The sequence below is a fragment of the Nocardia vulneris genome (genome assembly GCF_001613425.1).
GTDB lineage: Bacteria > Actinomycetota > Actinomycetes > Mycobacteriales > Mycobacteriaceae > Nocardia > Nocardia vulneris.
The window spans coordinates 24382-40767 of record NZ_BDCI01000029.1; the positions used below are offsets into that span (position 1 = coordinate 24382).

Annotated in this window: 15 protein-coding genes; 10 read left to right on the plus strand and 5 right to left on the minus strand. The window is 68.2% G+C overall.

The window, feature by feature from the left end:
• Positions 1-53: 53 nt before the first annotated feature.
• The 8 genes from NVU01S_RS27635 (at position 54) to NVU01S_RS27670 (ending at position 10447) form a co-directional block, all read left to right on the plus strand.
• On the plus strand, positions 54-2111 hold the full coding sequence (locus NVU01S_RS27635; RefSeq protein ID WP_082032385.1) for a CocE/NonD family hydrolase: 2058 nt from the start codon (positions 54-56) through the stop codon (positions 2109-2111).
• A 437-nt stretch (positions 2112-2548) separates the two neighbouring features.
• The gene (locus NVU01S_RS27640) at positions 2549-4000 is read left to right on the plus strand and encodes a condensation domain-containing protein (RefSeq protein ID WP_052281246.1); all 1452 of its coding nucleotides are present in this window, start codon (positions 2549-2551) and stop codon (positions 3998-4000) included.
• Complete coding sequence (locus NVU01S_RS27645; RefSeq protein WP_043679738.1) at positions 3991-5442, plus strand: condensation domain-containing protein; 1452 nt, start codon at positions 3991-3993, stop codon at positions 5440-5442. Before NVU01S_RS27640 ends, NVU01S_RS27645 begins: the two co-directional genes overlap by 10 nt.
• A complete protein-coding gene (locus NVU01S_RS27650; RefSeq protein ID WP_063776056.1) occupies positions 5442-6821 on the plus strand; it encodes a condensation domain-containing protein in 1380 nt (459 codons plus the stop codon). Before NVU01S_RS27645 ends, NVU01S_RS27650 begins: the two co-directional genes overlap by 1 nt.
• A 151-nt stretch (positions 6822-6972) precedes the next feature.
• Entirely contained in the window at positions 6973-7758 is a 786-nt protein-coding gene (locus tag NVU01S_RS27655) for a helix-turn-helix domain-containing protein (RefSeq protein WP_043679741.1), read from the plus strand.
• A gap of 68 nt (positions 7759-7826) precedes the next feature.
• Positions 7827-8126 carry a DUF6412 domain-containing protein gene (locus NVU01S_RS27660; protein ID WP_029895741.1) on the plus strand — a complete coding sequence of 100 codons (300 nt, stop codon included), beginning with the start codon at positions 7827-7829 and terminating at the stop codon, positions 8124-8126.
• 94 nt (positions 8127-8220) lie between these two features.
• Complete coding sequence (gene yidC / locus NVU01S_RS27665) at positions 8221-9108, plus strand: membrane protein insertase YidC (RefSeq protein ID WP_043679745.1); 888 nt, start codon at positions 8221-8223, stop codon at positions 9106-9108.
• A 208-nt stretch (positions 9109-9316) separates the two neighbouring features.
• Positions 9317-10447: a hypothetical protein gene (locus NVU01S_RS27670; RefSeq protein WP_063776057.1), complete on the plus strand. Its 1131-nt coding sequence runs from the start codon at positions 9317-9319 to the stop codon at positions 10445-10447.
• A 132-nt stretch (positions 10448-10579) separates the two neighbouring features.
• Here the strand turns inward: NVU01S_RS27670 and NVU01S_RS27675 are convergent, their stop codons facing one another.
• Both NVU01S_RS27675 and NVU01S_RS27680 read right to left on the minus strand, forming a co-directional pair.
• Positions 10580-10804 (minus strand): hypothetical protein, encoded by a 225-nt coding sequence (locus tag NVU01S_RS27675; protein WP_156161908.1) that lies wholly within the window; start codon positions 10802-10804, stop codon positions 10580-10582.
• Between the two features lie 144 nt (positions 10805-10948).
• Positions 10949-11332, minus strand: a complete 384-nt coding sequence (locus NVU01S_RS27680; RefSeq protein WP_043679751.1) for a nitroreductase family deazaflavin-dependent oxidoreductase — start codon at positions 11330-11332, stop codon at positions 10949-10951.
• Between the two features lie 85 nt (positions 11333-11417).
• Between NVU01S_RS27680 and NVU01S_RS27685 the strand changes: the two genes are divergently transcribed.
• Positions 11418-11921 carry an NUDIX hydrolase gene (locus NVU01S_RS27685; RefSeq protein WP_043679795.1) on the plus strand — a complete coding sequence of 168 codons (504 nt, stop codon included), beginning with the start codon at positions 11418-11420 and terminating at the stop codon, positions 11919-11921.
• A gap of 175 nt (positions 11922-12096) precedes the next feature.
• Here NVU01S_RS27685 and NVU01S_RS27690 read toward each other — a convergent pair whose 3' ends face one another.
• Together NVU01S_RS27690 and NVU01S_RS27695 are read right to left on the minus strand one after the other, a co-directional pair.
• Positions 12097-12777 carry a TIGR00266 family protein gene (locus NVU01S_RS27690; RefSeq protein WP_014986186.1) on the minus strand — a complete coding sequence of 227 codons (681 nt, stop codon included), beginning with the start codon at positions 12775-12777 and terminating at the stop codon, positions 12097-12099.
• A gap of 98 nt (positions 12778-12875) precedes the next feature.
• On the minus strand, positions 12876-13244 hold the full coding sequence (locus NVU01S_RS27695) for an arsenate reductase family protein (RefSeq protein WP_043679754.1): 369 nt from the start codon (positions 13242-13244) through the stop codon (positions 12876-12878).
• An 82-nt stretch (positions 13245-13326) separates the two neighbouring features.
• Here NVU01S_RS27695 and NVU01S_RS27700 point away from each other — a divergent pair, with 82 nt between their 5' ends.
• Positions 13327-14802 (plus strand): bifunctional phosphatase PAP2/diacylglycerol kinase family protein, encoded by a 1476-nt coding sequence (locus NVU01S_RS27700; RefSeq protein WP_043679798.1) that lies wholly within the window; start codon positions 13327-13329, stop codon positions 14800-14802.
• Positions 14803-14811: 9 nt separating this feature from the next.
• Here NVU01S_RS27700 and NVU01S_RS27705 read toward each other — a convergent pair whose 3' ends face one another.
• Positions 14812-16347: a glycosyltransferase family 39 protein gene (locus tag NVU01S_RS27705; RefSeq protein ID WP_043679757.1), complete on the minus strand. Its 1536-nt coding sequence runs from the start codon at positions 16345-16347 to the stop codon at positions 14812-14814.
• Positions 16348-16386 lie beyond the last annotated feature (39 nt).

Here is a 16386-nt window from a genome sequence, read left to right on the forward strand (position 1 = left end):
GACGGGTAGCAGGCCGTTTGACCTCGACCACCGCCCAGCAAAGGTTCAGGTAGTTGAGAATTGCTTCCCGGACGCGGGTTTCCCGCCGCACCGTGACGGTCGCCGCCGCGTGCACCGCCGTCGGACTGATCATCCAGTTCACCCCGGCCGCGCACGCGGTCCCCACCGCAGGCCCGGTCCCGAACGCGCCCGCCGATTTCGGCCTGCCCGCCGGCTACCAGCCCTCGCCCGAACGCTACGGCGTCGCTTATGAATTGGGACATATCGTGCCGCTCGCCGACGGCACCCAACTGCAGACCGAGGTGCGCTATCCGACCGACCCCGCGACGGGGCAGCGCGCCGCGGGCGAGTTCCCGGTCGTCGTCAACTTCACCACCTACGGCGCGGTGACGAGCGCGCTCACCGCCGCCGTCACCAGCGTGATCGACACCTTCCACATTCCGCTGCCCGACCAGCTGAAGGACGCCCGGCGCATCATCAACCAGGGCACCAGCGCCCAGGACATGCTGGTGCGCCGCGGGTACATCGAGGTCATCGCGGACGTGCGCGGCACCGGCGGGTCGACCGGCGCGTGGAATCCGGCCTCGCAGCAGGACGGTGTGGACGGCGCGCAGTTGGTCGACTGGGCCGCGAAGCTGCCGGGCTCCAACGGCAAGGTCGGCATGTACGGCTACTCGTTCCCCGCGCTCTCGGCGCTGCGGACCGCCGAATCCGTTTCGCCCGGTTCGCCGTTGAAGGCGATCGTGCCGATGGCCATGCCCAACAACATCTTCAACGAGGTGCTCGGCCACGACGGCATGATGAGCCCGATCCTGCTGACCGCGATCTCGGTGCTGGTGCCCTATCTCAGCCTGATCGGCCCGTTCATGACCGCCGTGGTGTCGCCGCAGCAGTTCATCCGGTCGCTGGTCGACCATCTGCAGGCCGTGGTCTCCGCCGACAGCACCATCAAACTGCTGCTCGAGGCGTATGCGGGCGGCCCGCTCGCCTATGACGGCCAGTGGTGGCAGGACCGGCGTTTCGAAACCGACCTGCGTCGGGTGGTGGACAACGACATCGCCATGTACCAGGTCGGCGGCCTCTGGGATCTGTACCAGGAAGGGCCGTGGCGCAACTACTCCCAGCTGCAGAACATCGCCGCGGGCAAGGATCAGTTCGCGCCGATGGCGCCGGGTCAGGCCACCGACGGCCGGTTTCAGCTGCTGATGGGCCCCTGGTACCACGTGGGTCTGGGCTTCGGTCCCGGCTCCCGGCTGGATACCGACATGATCACCGTCGCGTGGTTCGACCGGTGGCTCAAGGACATTCCGAACGGAATAGACAAAACCGACACGCCATTGCATGTGATCGACCCGAACAATATGGCGGTGGCCACCGCGCGGTATCCGTTCGAACAGGCCGCGATTCAGCGGCGCTATTTCGACGGCAACCGCCTGGTGGCGCAGCCGCCCGCGGCCGCCGACGCCTCGGATCGGCTGGACTACACCGGCATCGACACCATCTGCAACCGGCAGAGCCTCGGCCAGTACAGCGCCGGCCTGTTCGATTTCCTGTTCCGGCTGTTCAACGCCTACAACCCCTGTACAGAGTGGGTGCAGGAGCCGACCGCGGGCCTACGCTACACGATGGATCCGGTGACCGAACCGACCGTGCTGGCCGGACCGAGCAGCGTCGAGCTCTACGCGTCCTCGACGAGCAACGACGCCGCCTTCCAGGTCTGGCTCGACGATGTCGCCCCCGACGGCACGGCGGTGAACATCACCGGCGGCTCCCAGCTCGCCAGCCAGCGCACCCTGAACGATGAAAAGACTTGGCGCGCAACGGATGGCACCATCTACGCACCGGAACACGTGGTGCGCAAGGATGCCGAGCAATTGCTCACGCCGGGCGAGGTGACCGAACTGGCGATCAAGATCCGCCCGACCTTCTATCGCCTGGAGCCCGGGCACGCGCTGCGCGTGCGCATCACGAGCGGCACGTTCCCGTCGACCATGCCGATCCCCACCGACCTGCCCCGCCTGGCCGGCTCGTCGCAGCAGATCCACCGGGACGCCGTACGACCGTCCAGCCTCATAGTTCCGCTGGCGCCGGCGTCCGCGTTCACCGGCTGACCGCCCGGCATACCTGGGCCGATCCGACCGGCCCAGGTATGCCGCAGGTCACGTTCAGCCCACCTTCAGACCCTCCACCTGTAAAAATCGCGAAAACCTAGGATGAATTCCAGGTGGTTTGAGACACATTGTCACGCTATCTCTCAGCTATCTGAACATTAAGTATTTCATATATCCGCTGGCTGCGGCGCTGCCGCTCGCGATTGCGTGGCCCGCAACACCGTTGTCCGGCAACCTCCGGCAAATACCGGTGACTCACCTCACCGACACATTCGCCGGGAATTTCTTCTACAGTTTGTCTCGTCCCGGTCCGACGATGACGTCCCGGGACCGTTCGGACAAAGTTCTCGGATGCAGGCCGAAATTCTTGTCACTATTCGGATCGGTAATTCCCCTACCGCGCACGGGGATTGCCGATGGGCAGCTGAAGGTGTGTCATGGAATTCATCGAACTGGCCGACTATCCGTTGCCGAGCGGCCGGGTGATCGAGTGGCTCCCGACGGCCACTTCGCACTGGGCCGACTGGCCACGAGATACGCGGGCCGTCTCCTATAACCACGAGCACCACCTCCGGGACGCGGTGGAGCACAGTCGAATACGAGATCGCCGACATTACTGGCTCGGCCACGCGTTCCGGATCGACGGACCGCTCGACCCGCAGGCCTGGCGCACGGCCTTCGACGCCTGGATCGACCGGCACGAAGGACTGCGCTCGCACGTCACCATCGAGGGTGGCCGACCGGTCCGATACACGTTGCCGCCCGGTGGAATCCGGGTGCAGCCGGTCGACGCGGGCGCGCCTGCCTCGACGATGGCCACCTATCGGCTGGTCAACGGGCTGCTCGACGACGGAACCTCGCCGCTGCGCTGGCCCGCCTACGTCTGCGTGACAATCGCGAACCGCGACGGCTTCACCGTCGTGTTCGCGGCCGATCACTCGATCATGGACGGCTACTCCACCGTCTCCACCGGCGGCGAGCTGCACGCGCTCTATCAGGCCGTGCGCGAAGGGAAACCGGCCCGCCTGCCCGACACCGGCAGCTATGTCGACTTCTGCCAGGACGAACGCGTCCGCGCGGCGGACGCCACCGCGGACACCCCGGCGGTGACGACCTGGCGGACGTTCTTTCCCGACCACACCGAGAACTCGCTGCCCTGCGGCACACTCAGCAAGGTCGCGGCCGCGCCGATCCAGCTCACCGGCCCCGCCGAGGCGCCACCGCGCCGGGTGCCGCAGCGCAATCTGTCGGTCGAGGTGCTCGACGCCGACGCCGCCGACGCCGCCTCTGCGGTCGCCAGGCAGCAGGGCCAGGGTTTGTTCGCCGCGCTGCTCGCCGCGTTCGCGGTGACCACCACCGAACTCGGCGCGGGCCGGGACTTCCGCACGGTGATCCCGCTGCACACCCGCTCCGAGCCGCAATGGGCCGATACCCTCGGCTGGTTCGTCGGACTCGCGCCGTTCCAACTGGATTGCGGCCCCGCCCGCAGTCTCGCCGAGCTGATCACCCCGGCCGGGGAAGAACTGCGGCGCACCCGCAGCGCGGCGACGGTGCCGTTCGCCCGGGTCTGCGAACTGCTCGGCGAGCGGCCGCGCATCTCTTTCATGGTGTCCTACATGGACGTTCGTTCGGCGCACGCCGCGGACACCTGGGTCGACACCGGCACCCGCTGGCTGCGCAGCCGCAACGTGTCCCCGGAGGAGTTCTTCTTCTGGTTCGTCCGCACACCCACCGGCGTGACGCTGAACATGCGTTACCCCGGCACCAGCAAGGCCACCCGCGACATCCACCGGCACGTGCTGCGCATGCGCGATCTGCTGGCCGAATTCACCCGCTACGGAGATGCTCGAATCCGCCCGATCGAAGGAGCGCCGCTGTCATGGAGATGACCCTCACCGAAGACTGGTTGCCGAAACCGGGGGTCCTGCTGGAGTTCACCACCACCGCGGCGAGCAAGGCCGCGACCGCGGCGACCGCACCCTCCGACGCACCGCCGACCTACGTGCAGGAGTCGCACATCCGCCGCTGGGCCGCGCGCCGGCATACCGACGATCCGCTGGCCTCGGAACTGTCGCTGTGCTTCACCGTCGCCACCCCGCTGGACGCGGACGCGCTGCGCCGCGCCTTCACCACGTTCCTGCAGCGCCACGAGAGCCTGCGCTCGTGGTTCGCCCTGGACGAGACCGAGGGCCGGTTCGAGCTCACCCGCTACCTGCTCGATCCCGCCGCGGTCGAACTCGAGACCACCACCGTCGGCACGTTCGACTCGGGTGAGCAACTGCGTGACCTGCTGGTCGAGAAGTTCCACGAGAGCGCCGAGCCGACCAAGTGGCCCGCGTTCCTCTGCGGCGCCATCGACCACGGCAGCGACGGCTTCACCCTGGTCTACAACACCGATCACGCGTTCAGCGACGGTCTCTCGCTGGTCACCGCGATCTTCGAGCTGAACGCGCTGTACACGGCGTACGCGACCGGTCAGGATCCGGTGCTGCTGCCCGTCGGCAGCTATGTCGAATTCGCCAGGGCCGAACGGGCCGCGGTGGCCGCGCGCCCGCCGGAACTCGACCGGCTCGCCACGGTGCTGGCCGAGAACGCCGACAACGTGCGGCCGCTGCCCATCGACCTGGGCTTGGCGCCGGGCGAGCTGGCCGACAGCCGCGGCACCAAGGTCGACCTGCTCGATGCCGCGCAGTGCGAGGCGTTCTCGGACGCGTGCAAGGCGGCGGGCGGCTCGTTCTCCGCGGGTCTGTTCGCGGCGATCGCGCTGGCCGAACTCCAATTCGCCGGGCGCACGCACTATCTCGGGCTGAACGTGGTCGGCACCCGGCAGGAACCGCAGTATCAGCTCGCCCAGGGCTGGTTCATCAACCTGCTGCCGATCTCGTTCGACCTCGATCCCACCGACAGCTTCACCGATCTCGTCGGCCGCGCGGGCGTCGCACTGGACTGGGTGAAACCCCTTGCCGGCGTGCCGATCCACGCAGCGTTGCAGCGGGCCGCCGAACTCACCGGCGCGCCGCTGCCGGTGACCACCGAATGGCCGTGGGTGTCCTACATGGACGTCCGCGCGATTTCCGGTGCGGCACTGGAGAACGCGCTGCCCAACGTGTCCGGGATCAACGGGCTCGGCTCACGCGCCCGGATGGGGCAGACCTCGCCGATGTGGTTCAGCCGGGAACTGGACCGCCTGCACGTCAGCATGATGTTCCCCGACACCCCCACCGCCGCGGCATCCGCGGCGGCCTATCTCGACTCGATTCGCACCGCTCTGCGCGCCATCGCCACCACCGGCGAATACGTGGCGGCCGCCCCGGATTTCGCGAGGTCCTGATGCAGTTGCTCTTTCTCGAACACCTGAGCGCACCACCGGGCACCCTGCTCGAGTGGACCGCGCTCGCCGAACCCGGCCCCACGCCGGACGCGACACCCGCTTCGTCCAACCAGACCATCCACCTGTCCTCGGGCGGACCGACGACCTGGCTGGCCGCCACCTTCGACGTGGCGGGCCCGATCGACGAATCCGCCCTGCAGACCGCGTTCTCGGCGTGGCTGCCGCGCCACGACGCGCTGCACTGCAGCTTCGAACCACCCGCCGAGGGCAACCCGCCGACGGTCCACGTGGTGGTGGACACCGATATCCGGCTCGTCCCCCGGCCCGCCGTCGAAACCTCGAGCACCGACGACCTGCGCACCGTCCTCGGCACTCGACTCGACGCGGCCTGCGCGCCGTTCGGTTTCGCACCGTATTTCCTCGGCGCCGTCAGCAGGCCCGAAACCTCCACCGTGGTCTGCGGTTTCGATCACGCGGTCTGCGACGCCTGGTCGATCACCATCGCGGTGACCGAACTGGACGTGCTGTATCGGGCCGCGCTCGAGGACGGACCCGACGGCGCCGCCGCGGCCGCCGACCGGCTCCCCGAGCCGGGCAGTTTCCTGTCCTACGCCACCAGGGAGGCCGCGGTCCCCGCCGCGGGCACCGGCCCGCTCATCCGGGCCTGGCGCGATTTCCTGCACGCCGCGGGCAACGACCTGCCGCACTTCCCGCTCGATCTCGGCGTACCCGCGGGCACGCTGGCGCCGTTCGGCAGCGACAGCCGCCTGCTGCTCGGCGCGATGGCCACCGATGCGCTGCACCGCAAGTCGCGCGCGGACGGATATTCGATGTTCGCGGCCCTGCTCGCGGCGGTGGCGCTGGCCGCCGCCGAACTCGGTGGGCGGGCGGGCACCGATCTGGTGTTCCCGGTGCACACCCGGCGAGAACCGCGCCACCACAACACCTTCGGCTGGCTGGTGTCCAACGCACCGGCGCATGTGCCGGTGGCGCACGACTTCTGCGCCACCGCGCAGGGCGCCGACCAGGCGATCCGCACCGGTCAGCGGCTCGCTCAGGTGCCCGCCACGCAGTTCCTCGCCGCGATGGGCAGCGACCTGCGCCGGACCAGGAAGGACCTGTTCAGCGTCTCCTACACCGACTATCGGCGACTGCCCGGCGGCTCGCGCAGCGACACCACCCGCACGGTGCCGCGCAATCCGGCCCAGTTCAGCCGCAGCGCACCGCTGGACGACGTGCAGATGTGGTTCACCCGCACCGACGACGGGCTCGCCCTGCGCACCCGCTTCCCGGTGACACCCACCGCGGGACCGTTGCTCGGCGAGTTCCTCGATCGGGTCGCCGCCACCTTGTCCGCGGCGATCTCGGTCCGGGTATGACCGGGCGGTACCCGAGCTGCGCGCAGTTCGGAACCACGGCATGGTTCGCCCCCCTGCGATCGACAAAGCACGACGGCCGGGGAGCCGAACCCGTTAGTCTCAGCACAGGATCCACCGAGGAACTGTTCGTGTCAGCCGGGAGCATCCGACGATGAAGGCTCTGGTCACCAACGACTTCTCGACGTCAGCGGACGCCGAAACCACCGACGAGCACCCCTGGACGGGCACCGCACTACTGCGGCCGGGCATCCTGGCCTTCGAAGGCGAGATCTGGCCCACCGAACTGCACGCCCATCACGCCGTGCAGATCGTCGCCGCCTGCACTCCGATCGTCGTCGTGGACGGCAGCGGGGTGCGTAGACAGGGCACGCACATCATCGTGCCCACCGACGCACCGCACCGGGTCGCGGAGGGCGCGGTACATGGCATCGCGGTCTATCTCGATCCGGAGACCACCGCGGGCGCGGCCGCCGACCGGCGGGCGCATCTGCACGGCTGGGTGCACGCGCTCGGGGTCGATCCCGCGCACGGCCGGCTCCCGGGTCACGTCCGCGACGTGCTCTCGGATCTGTTGCCGGACACCGAGACCGGTTCGGACGGTCCGCACGGCGTGGTCACCGCGGCGCTGCAGCTGCTGCCCGAGCTGGTCCGCGACGGTTCGGTGCGCGGCTCGGATGTGGCGCGCCAGCTGGGCATTTCGGCGACCCGGCTGACCCATCTGTTCACCGAGCAGGTCGGGATTCCGTTGCGCCGCTACATCCTCTGGCTGCGGCTCTACATCTCGATGACCCGGGTGATGGCCGGCGACGATGTGGCCGCCGCCGCCGATGCGGCGGGCTTCGCCGACTGCGCCCAGCTCACCCGCACCTGCCGGCGGACCTTCGGGCTGCCGCCGTCGATGCTGAGCCGCGACGTGGAGTGGGATATCGCGCTCTGAGCAGTGGTGACCGTCGTCTCGGTGCGCACGCCGCACCGAGACGACGCCGCACCACGTATTCTCTAGGCATGATCACGCGGGTGCGGGTGTTGACGTGTGCGGTTGTCGCACTCGTGCTGCCCGTGCTCACGTTGCTGGCGATTCCGGCGGGTGAGCCCGGATCGGTCGCCGTGGTCGGCGTGGTCGCGGCCTCGCTGATCGTCGCCTTCGCCACGCTGCATCCGGCGGTCGTGCTGCCGGTCGCGGTCCTCGACTCCGGCCCGCCACCGTCCGCGCAACGCCGCCGACGTGGTTCTTTCCTGCGCCAGAGCAATCCTGACACCCCGGGCCGTCCGCGCCCACGAGCACCGGGCTGCGCGCCCGCCTGACGCCGCTCCGCCCCTGTGGTGGACGGGCGTCGGCGTTGTCGCCGCATCCCTTCCGTTCTCGTGCGCGCTCGCACGCCCACAGTCAGGTGCTCTCATGCTCGACTTCATCTACTACCCGGTGTCGGCCATTCTCTGGTTCTGGCACAACGCCTTCGGCTTCGTATTCGGACCCGCCAGCGGCCTGTCCTGGGTCCTCGCCGTGGTATTTCTCGTCCTCACATTGCGTGCTGCCCTTTTCATCCCTTTTCTCGAGCAAGCACGCAACCAAGCCATTGTGAAAAAATTGCAACCGAAGGTTGCTAGCTTGAAACAAAAATACGCATCCGATCGGACGCGCCAGGCCACCGAACTCCAGAAACTCTATAAAGACAACGGTGTCAAAACCTTCGCCACCTTGATTCCGATCATCGTGCAGCTATTCGTTTTTCTCGGCCTGTTCCACGTCCTACGATCCTTCGATCGCACGGCCACCCTCGGCCATCTCCCGTTCCAGGCCATCAAGACGCCGATGAGCCCTGAACAGAACGCCGCCACCCCCAACTACGTCTTCAGCGCGGCCGACGTCCGGTCCTTCCTGCACGCCGACCTGTTCAGCGCACCCCTTTCCCGGACCGTCGTCGGTGCGGGCGACCTGCTGGCAACGGTGGCCGCCGTCGCGATCCCGCTCATGCTGATCGCCGCGATCGCCACCCACTTCACCGCGCGCGCCTCCCTCGGACGGCAGGAGACCCCCGCCCAGTTCGCGTTCATGCGCCCGCTGACGCTGTGGGCGTTCCCCGCCGCGGCCCTCGTCGGCGGTGCGCTGCTGCCGGTCGCGATCCTGCTCTACTTCGTCACCAACAACGCGTGGACCCTCGCCCAGCAGCACCTCGTCTACCGCAAGCTCGATGCCGAAGCGGCCGCCGAGGCGAAGCTCGTCGCGGCGACCCGCGCGGCGACCGCCCCGAAACCGGGCGCCAAACCCGCCCGTCGCCGGAAGTAAGCGGAAAACCACTGGGGCGGAATCTATTTCGCAGGTTCCGCCCCGCTCGCCCGACGGTCATTCACCGACATGGACGCCCACCTGGTAAGCACTGTGACTGCAATGGCACTACGAACGACTGGACAACACTCCAGAAACAGGGGAGCCCCAGGTCGCTTGCGGGCAGAGGCGGCCTGGGGCATTCAGGAATCACGATAGCATCTACGCCGTGACCTCCGTTGTGACCGCAGCCACACAAGCCGAACTTGTCGCACTGCTGACCGACGAACGGCTGGCTCCTTATCTACGAGAGAGCAAAGACGACGTTGACCTCGCACTCCAGCTCTATACCTGGAATGCAGCGATCACCGCTGCGAGCATGGAGGTCCTCGCCTATGTCGAAGTCATCCTTCGCAATGCGGTCGACCGAGAGCTGGCAAAGTTCGCTGACGAAGATCGACGGAAGCTGCCATGGTTCACGCTTCCATCCATCACGGGTGGCTCCCACGAGGCGATCACGAGAGACATCGAAGTCACCCGCTCACGGCTGCGCGGGGTCAGCTCGACTCGAGACTCTCGCGACCAGATCATCGCAGGCGTATCCTTCGGATTCTGGACGGGACTCTTCGGCTCTAAACACGAAGACCTTTGGCGCGCCGCACTCAGTAGCGCCTTCCCCGGCACACCCAATGGTCGACGTAAGAACGTGACTGCGAAGCTAGAGCGCCTTCGCCCGTTCCGAAATCGACTTGCCCACCATGATTCCCTACTGGCACAGGATGTTCTGTTCCAGCTCAACGAGATGCTTACCCTCGTCGAATGGATCAGCCCGACCGCTCGGACCTGGCTGGAGACACACGAACGCGTCACTACCCTGTACCGCAGTCGGCCGGTTACACCGATCGACACCCTCGTCGTCCCCGCCAACGACGCTTGGGGCCTCTACCAAGCAACAAGCGTCTACATTTGCCCGCCAGGCCGAAACTTCCGTCCCAGCAAGTACATAGCCTTCTACGCAGACAAAGAGATCAAGCCAGTGGTTGCGCGGATCCTGTATCACCGAGACAACGTCGAATGGAGTGCGGCCGAAGCGACGCGTTTGACCGGCTTGGCTGGCGACTCCTACAAGAACGATCGCAAGATCGGCGCCGCGATCACTGTGAGCCAAGGCAATTCAGCCTGGCCAGAAGGTCGGTATCAAATCTTTCTGCTCAGTTCACCTGAGCACCCTGAAACGATCACGCTAAACAGCGCCATACCCCACAGCCAAACCGGTCGGGGATCGGCGTTCGTGCAGCGTCACCGCTATCTTTCGCATCACGCGCTCCGGTCGGCGAAGGACACCTCAGATCTGAAGTGATCTCAGACAAGCGCACGGCCTGTGACCGACAACTCGAGATACGCGCCGCAGCCATGCCGACTTCACCCCAGCCGCAATCGGTTTCAGCGTCGCCCGAAACGATCGTCGTCAAGGCAAAGTCGGCATCGGTCACTAGCGGTAGGTGACTACGGCCTTCTTCTTGTCCCCCTGGTCCGGGTAGCAGATGGCGCTGGTCGCGCCGGCGCGGCGCGCGTCGTCGGTGAGCTTGCGGCATTCACTCGACGTCAGACCCGGGTAGGTCTGGCTTTGCGGCGCGGCCTGTGCCGGACCGGCTCCGAGCGCGATGCCCGTGGCCGCCAGCACGGCGAAACCCATTGCGACAGAGATGTTCCTCATGATTCCCTCCCATTTCCCAAACGTGCGTACCCCCGCGTGGACGGGGCGGCGAATCACTTTCAAGATCATCGCCGACGCCGGTTCAGTGTATCGAGAGGCACCGACAAGTTTTGCGGCGCAAGCCTTTCGACGGCAGCAGCCGACTCAGCGGGCTACCGGGCGCGCCTCGACGTAGTACTCGGCCGACAGCACCCGCAGCCAAGGCCGCACTACGACGGGCGCCCACCCGGCGCTGGGATCGCGGTGCACCACCGGGTCGGCCAGGTCGAGCACCTGTCCGCGCGTCTCGACGCTGAACTCGCCTGCGGCACAGATGTTCTTGGCCCAGTCGACCTCGCGCCCATAGGTCATGGCGATGCGGTACACGCCGTCGGAACGGAAGATCGAGATCGGGGTGCGGTAGAGCCGCCCGGACTTTCGCCCCCGGTGCTGCAGGATGGCGAACCCGGGCGCTCGGCCCGCGAACAGCCCGGCGACGCGATTGGTGACGGATCGGTTGAATTTCGCCAGCGTGCGGGGAAGCACCATGTGCGCGATCCTCTCTGCGGATAGCCTGCCGCGCTCACGTTACCCTCGAGCGGTGGCAGCCGAACGGGTCCAGCAGAAGTCCGAGATGATCGCCGTCTACGACGCGGCGGGCCATCCGGTCGGCGCCGCCGACCGGGCCGAGGTATACCGGGACGGACTCTGGCACGCCAGCGCGGGTGTACTGGTCCGCTCCGGCGACGGCACCCGGATCTACGTGCATCGGCGCACCGACACCAAGATGGTCTTCGCGAGCATGCACGACTGCCTCGCGGGCGGTGTGGTGGGACCGGCGGAGACACCGCGCGAAACGGCCATGCGCGAACTCGCCGAAGAACTCGGCATCACGGATGTGGCGTTGCCCGCCGAGCCGACGGGCACGGTGTCGTGGGACGGCGAATGGCAGGGACGCCCGATGCGCTGTCACCTGTTCGCCTACGAGATCCGCTCCGACGGACCGATCCGGCACCAGCCGGAGGAGATCGCCGACGGGTGGTGGTGGACCGATGCGCAACTGCGCGCCCACCTTGCCGATCCGAACTGGCCCTTCGTGCCGGACACCCGGATCCTCGTCGACGACCTGCTCACCTGAGCGCGCGATCGCGCACCCCTACTCCGACTGTGCGATCAGGCCGCGCTGCCGCTGCCGAGCGACAGGATGTTGGTGAAGATGTTGGCGACGACCTCGAGCAATTCCATGATTCTCCGAACGTTGGCGCTGTCATTTGGGGCACCGGAGCATCGACGACCGCGATGTCGCCGCCCGGTTATCCGGAGGAGGCTACCGAACTGGCCCACGCCGCGAAAGCGCCGGGGTTGCGGGTCTGCAGCAGCACCCGGCCCGGGCCGACGAAGTCGAACACGAAGCCCTCGCCGGACTTCATCGACTGGATCGACCGCCCCACCACCGCGCGCCGGATGGTGAAGTTCATCGACAGGTCGTAGGCCACCACGTGCCCGGTGTCGATGGTGATCGGCTCGCCCGGTTGCAGATCGATGACATCGATCGCACCGAACACGCCCACCACGATCTCACCGTCGCCGTGCGCACGCAGACCGAAGCCGCCCTCGCCGCCGAACAGGTTCGCGAAACCACCCCACTTGCTTTCCACCTGCACGCCATGGGAATTCGCGATCCAGCCGCCGCGGCTGATGAAGAACGGCCGGTCCTGGGTGATCTGCAAGTTCAGCATGTCGCCGGGCAGCGCGGGCGCGACGTCCACCCAGCCGCCCTGCTGCGGCGCGGTGAACGTGGAGACGAAGAACGATTCACCCGCCAGCACCGACCGCTTCAGCCCGGCCAAGATGCCGCCTTCGGCCTTGGCCTGCAACGTGACTCCCGCCGAGTGGGCGACCATGGCGCCGCTCTCGACCCGCATCGGCTCGCCACCCGCGAGGAAGCACCGCGCGATGGTCGAGGCCGGGTTGTGGCGCAACTGTACCTTCATGAATGGCGACCCTACCGCCTGATTCGCCCCGGTAGGGACCCGGAATTCAGTGGGTCCCAGGGGGATGGCAGGAGGCGGAGCCGACGGGGCGGGTGCAATCAGCCCAGTGCGCGCAACGTGTCCTCGTCGCGGGCCACGACCGCGCCGCCGTCGGCGGTCAGCACGATGGGTCGCTGGATCAGTTTCGGGTGCTCGGCCAGCGCCGCGATCCAGCGGTCCCGGTCGGCGGCGGTGCGGCCCCACTGTGCCATGCCGAGGTCCTTGGCCACCTGCTCGCCGGTGCGGGTGATGTCCCACGGTTCGGCGCCGAGCCGCGCCAGCACCGCGCGCAGTTCCTCGGCGGTGGGCGGCTCGTCGAGGTAGCGCCGCACCTTGTACTCGATGCCCGCCTCGTCCAGGTGCGTGGTGGCATTGCGGCTCTTGGTGCACCGCGGGTTGTGCCAGATCTCGGTCTGTCCAGAAGTCATACCGGCAGGCTACCCAGCACGCGTCGAGGACAGTGCGCGGCGACACCGTTTGAGCGCCGCGTCGCTGGATACACTCGCCTCGATGCCGCACAGACGTAATTCGATCAACGCACTGGACCGCAGGCTCGTCGAGCACGCCGCCCAGATTCCGCCGAGCCCGGCTGATGATCTGCTGCGCGATCTCAGCCTGAGCGCCAACCACAGCAAGCTCTGGATGGCCGTCGCCGCAGGGCTTTTCGTCGCGGGCGGGCGCGCGCAGCGGCGCGGCGCGGTGCGCGGGCTGGTCGCGGTCGGTCTGGCCAGCGCACTGGCCAACGGGGTCGCCAAACCGCTGTTCCCGCGCCGGCGGCCGCCGGTCGACGCGGTGCCCGAGTTGCGCCGTTTGATCAAGCCGCCGCGGTCCTCGTCTTTTCCATCGGGTCACTCCGCGTCCGCGGCGGCCTTCACCACCGCGGTCGCGCTGGAGTCGCCCGCGACCGCCGCGGTGCTCGCGCCGGTCGCCGCGGCGGTGGCCTACTCGCGCGTGCACATCGGCGTGCACTGGCCCTCCGACGTGGTGGTCGGGGCGGCGCTCGGGTCCGGCGTCGCGCTGGCCACCCGCCGCTGGTGGGCGGTGCGCGCGGACGAACCGGCCTCGCTGGGCCCTGCGAAGCGGCTCGAGCCGCTGCCCGCCGGGCGGGGGCTGCTGCTGGTGGTGAACCCGGCCTCGGGCAGCGGCACCGGCACCGAATCGCTGGATCAGCTGCGCGAACGCCTGCCCGAGGCGCAGGTGCTCGAGGTCGGCGACGGCGATCTGGACGCGGCGATCGAGGACCGGGTACGGCGGCACGGCGTCACCGCACTCGGCGTGCTCGGTGGTGACGGCACCGTCTCGGCGCTCGCGGAAACCGCTGTGCAGCACGGTCTTCCACTGGCCGTGTTCGCGGGCGGCACACTCAACCACTTCGCCCGCGACATCGGCGTGGAGGATCCGGAGACCACGTTCACCGCGCTCGACTCCGGCCAGGTCGTGCTCGTCGATACCGCGCGCGTCCAGCTCGACGACGAGCAGGACCGGATGTTCGTCAACACCGCCAGCCTCGGCGGCTACCCGGACTTCGTGCGCCTGCGGGAACGGTGGGAACGCCGGATCGGCAAGTGGCCCGCGGCCGGTTTCGCGATGCTGCGGGTGCTGTTCCGCGCCGCACCGCTGCACGCCGAGATCGACGGCACGCGCAGCGCGCTGTGGATGCTGTTCGTCGGCAACGGCGCCTACCATCCGGCGGATCAGATCCCGATGTCACGGCCGCGGCTGCACGACGGCACCATGGACATCCGGTATCTGCGTGCGGACCTTCGCTTTTCGCGCGCCCGCCTGATCTGGGCCACGTTCACCGGCACGCTGGACCGCTCGACCACCTACGTGCACCGCCGCGTCGCGCGGCTGGACGTGCAGGTCGAAGGCGCGCCGGTCTCGCTGGCCACCGACGGCGAAGTGAACCATCGGGCACAGCATTTGGCCTTCGCCAGCCGTCCCGCCGCACTGGCGGTATTCCGGGAGCCGGACGAGCAGCGCTGATCCCGTCCGCTACAGGTGCATCAGCGTCGGCCACACCTGCGACCACGGATGGCGCAGCCCTGCGCACTTCCAGACGACGACGTTCTGGGTGTTGCCGGGGTAGCCGATCCGCGAGTCGACCTTGGCGACCGGCTCGACGTAATCGAAGTCCCAGCGCAGGAAGGCCTCGTTGAGCGCGACGGCGATCACCACCGTCGCGTCGTCCGGCGGCGTGCCGAAGTAGCCGTAGCCCCGGCTCGGACTGTAGACGGGCGGCAGTTCGTCTCGGGCGAACTGATCCAATGCGCTTGCCTGCCAATAGGTGTCGGTGACGATCACCGCTCCCGCGCGCTCGTCGGGCGGTAGCGCTCGAAGCACCCCGGTGACGGCGTCGGTCAGCTCGGTCCAGCCGAACTCGCCGTAGACGCCGATGTTGATCGTGGCCTCGGCGTCGTCGGCGGGCGGGCGGATCGTCGACGCGTCGCGCCACGGGGTCGACCACAGCACGAACATCGTCGCCGCGAGCGCGAGCGCCGCCCCCGCCACGAGCGCGGCCCGTCGCCCGGCCGGGCCGAGCCCCCGCACCAGCTCGGCCAACCCGACCGCGCCCGCGGCCAGCACCACGCCGTACATTCCGGCCACGTAGTAGATCCGGCCGCCGATCACCAAGAAGAGCACGACCAGCAGCACCAGGGTCCAGCCGAGAAATCGGTAGGGCCGCAGACCGGGATTGCGCAGCAGCGCCCACACGCCGTAGAGCAGCACCACCGCGCCCAGGTAGCCCGCGGTCAGCACGGCGAGCGGTACGAACATCAGCCGCCCGCCGAGGATCCCCTGCTCGCCGCTGATCACCCCGCCCATCGCGAGCTGCGGCCAATCGTGGTGGGACTGCCAGATCAGCGTCGGCACCGTCGCCAGCACCACGATCGCGCCGCCGAGCCACAGTAGCGGCCTGCGCACCAGCTCGCGCGGTCCGCAGATCAGCGAGGTCACCGCGACCGCGATCCAGAAGAACGGAATCAACCACTTCACCTGCATATCGACCGCGGTCACCAGGGCCGCGCACAGCAGCAGGCCGTCGCGCCGGGTGCGCACCCAGCGCACCACCAGCCAGGTGATGATCACCCACAGCGCCGTGTCCACGGCGTTGGTCGTGAGCATCTTGCCCTGCAGCAGCAGGAACGGCGAGGTCGCGTACGCGATCGCGGCACCGAGCTGCGCGCTGCGCCCGCCGCCGAATTCGCGCGCGATCGCCGCGGTGAGCACGATCGCCAGCACGGTGAGCACGACGGCGGGCAACCGCAGTACGAAGAACGAACCCGGGGCGAGGGTATCCATCGCCCGGGCCAGCAGCGGCAGCACCGGCCCCTGATCGGCATAGCCGAAGGAGAAGTGCCGCCCGGCCGCCAGGAAATACAGCTCGTCGCCGAAATAGTCGTAGCGGCTCGTGGCGAACAGCAGCACGGCCGTCGAGACCGCACCGAGGACGGTGAGCCATGCCGTCGCGAGCGGCGGGCGGTAGTCGGCGGCCGGTTCGAGCTCGGGCCGTGCTGCGGTATCAGTCATGCCGGCTCCTGGAAGACTTCCGGGACGGGACTGCTCGAA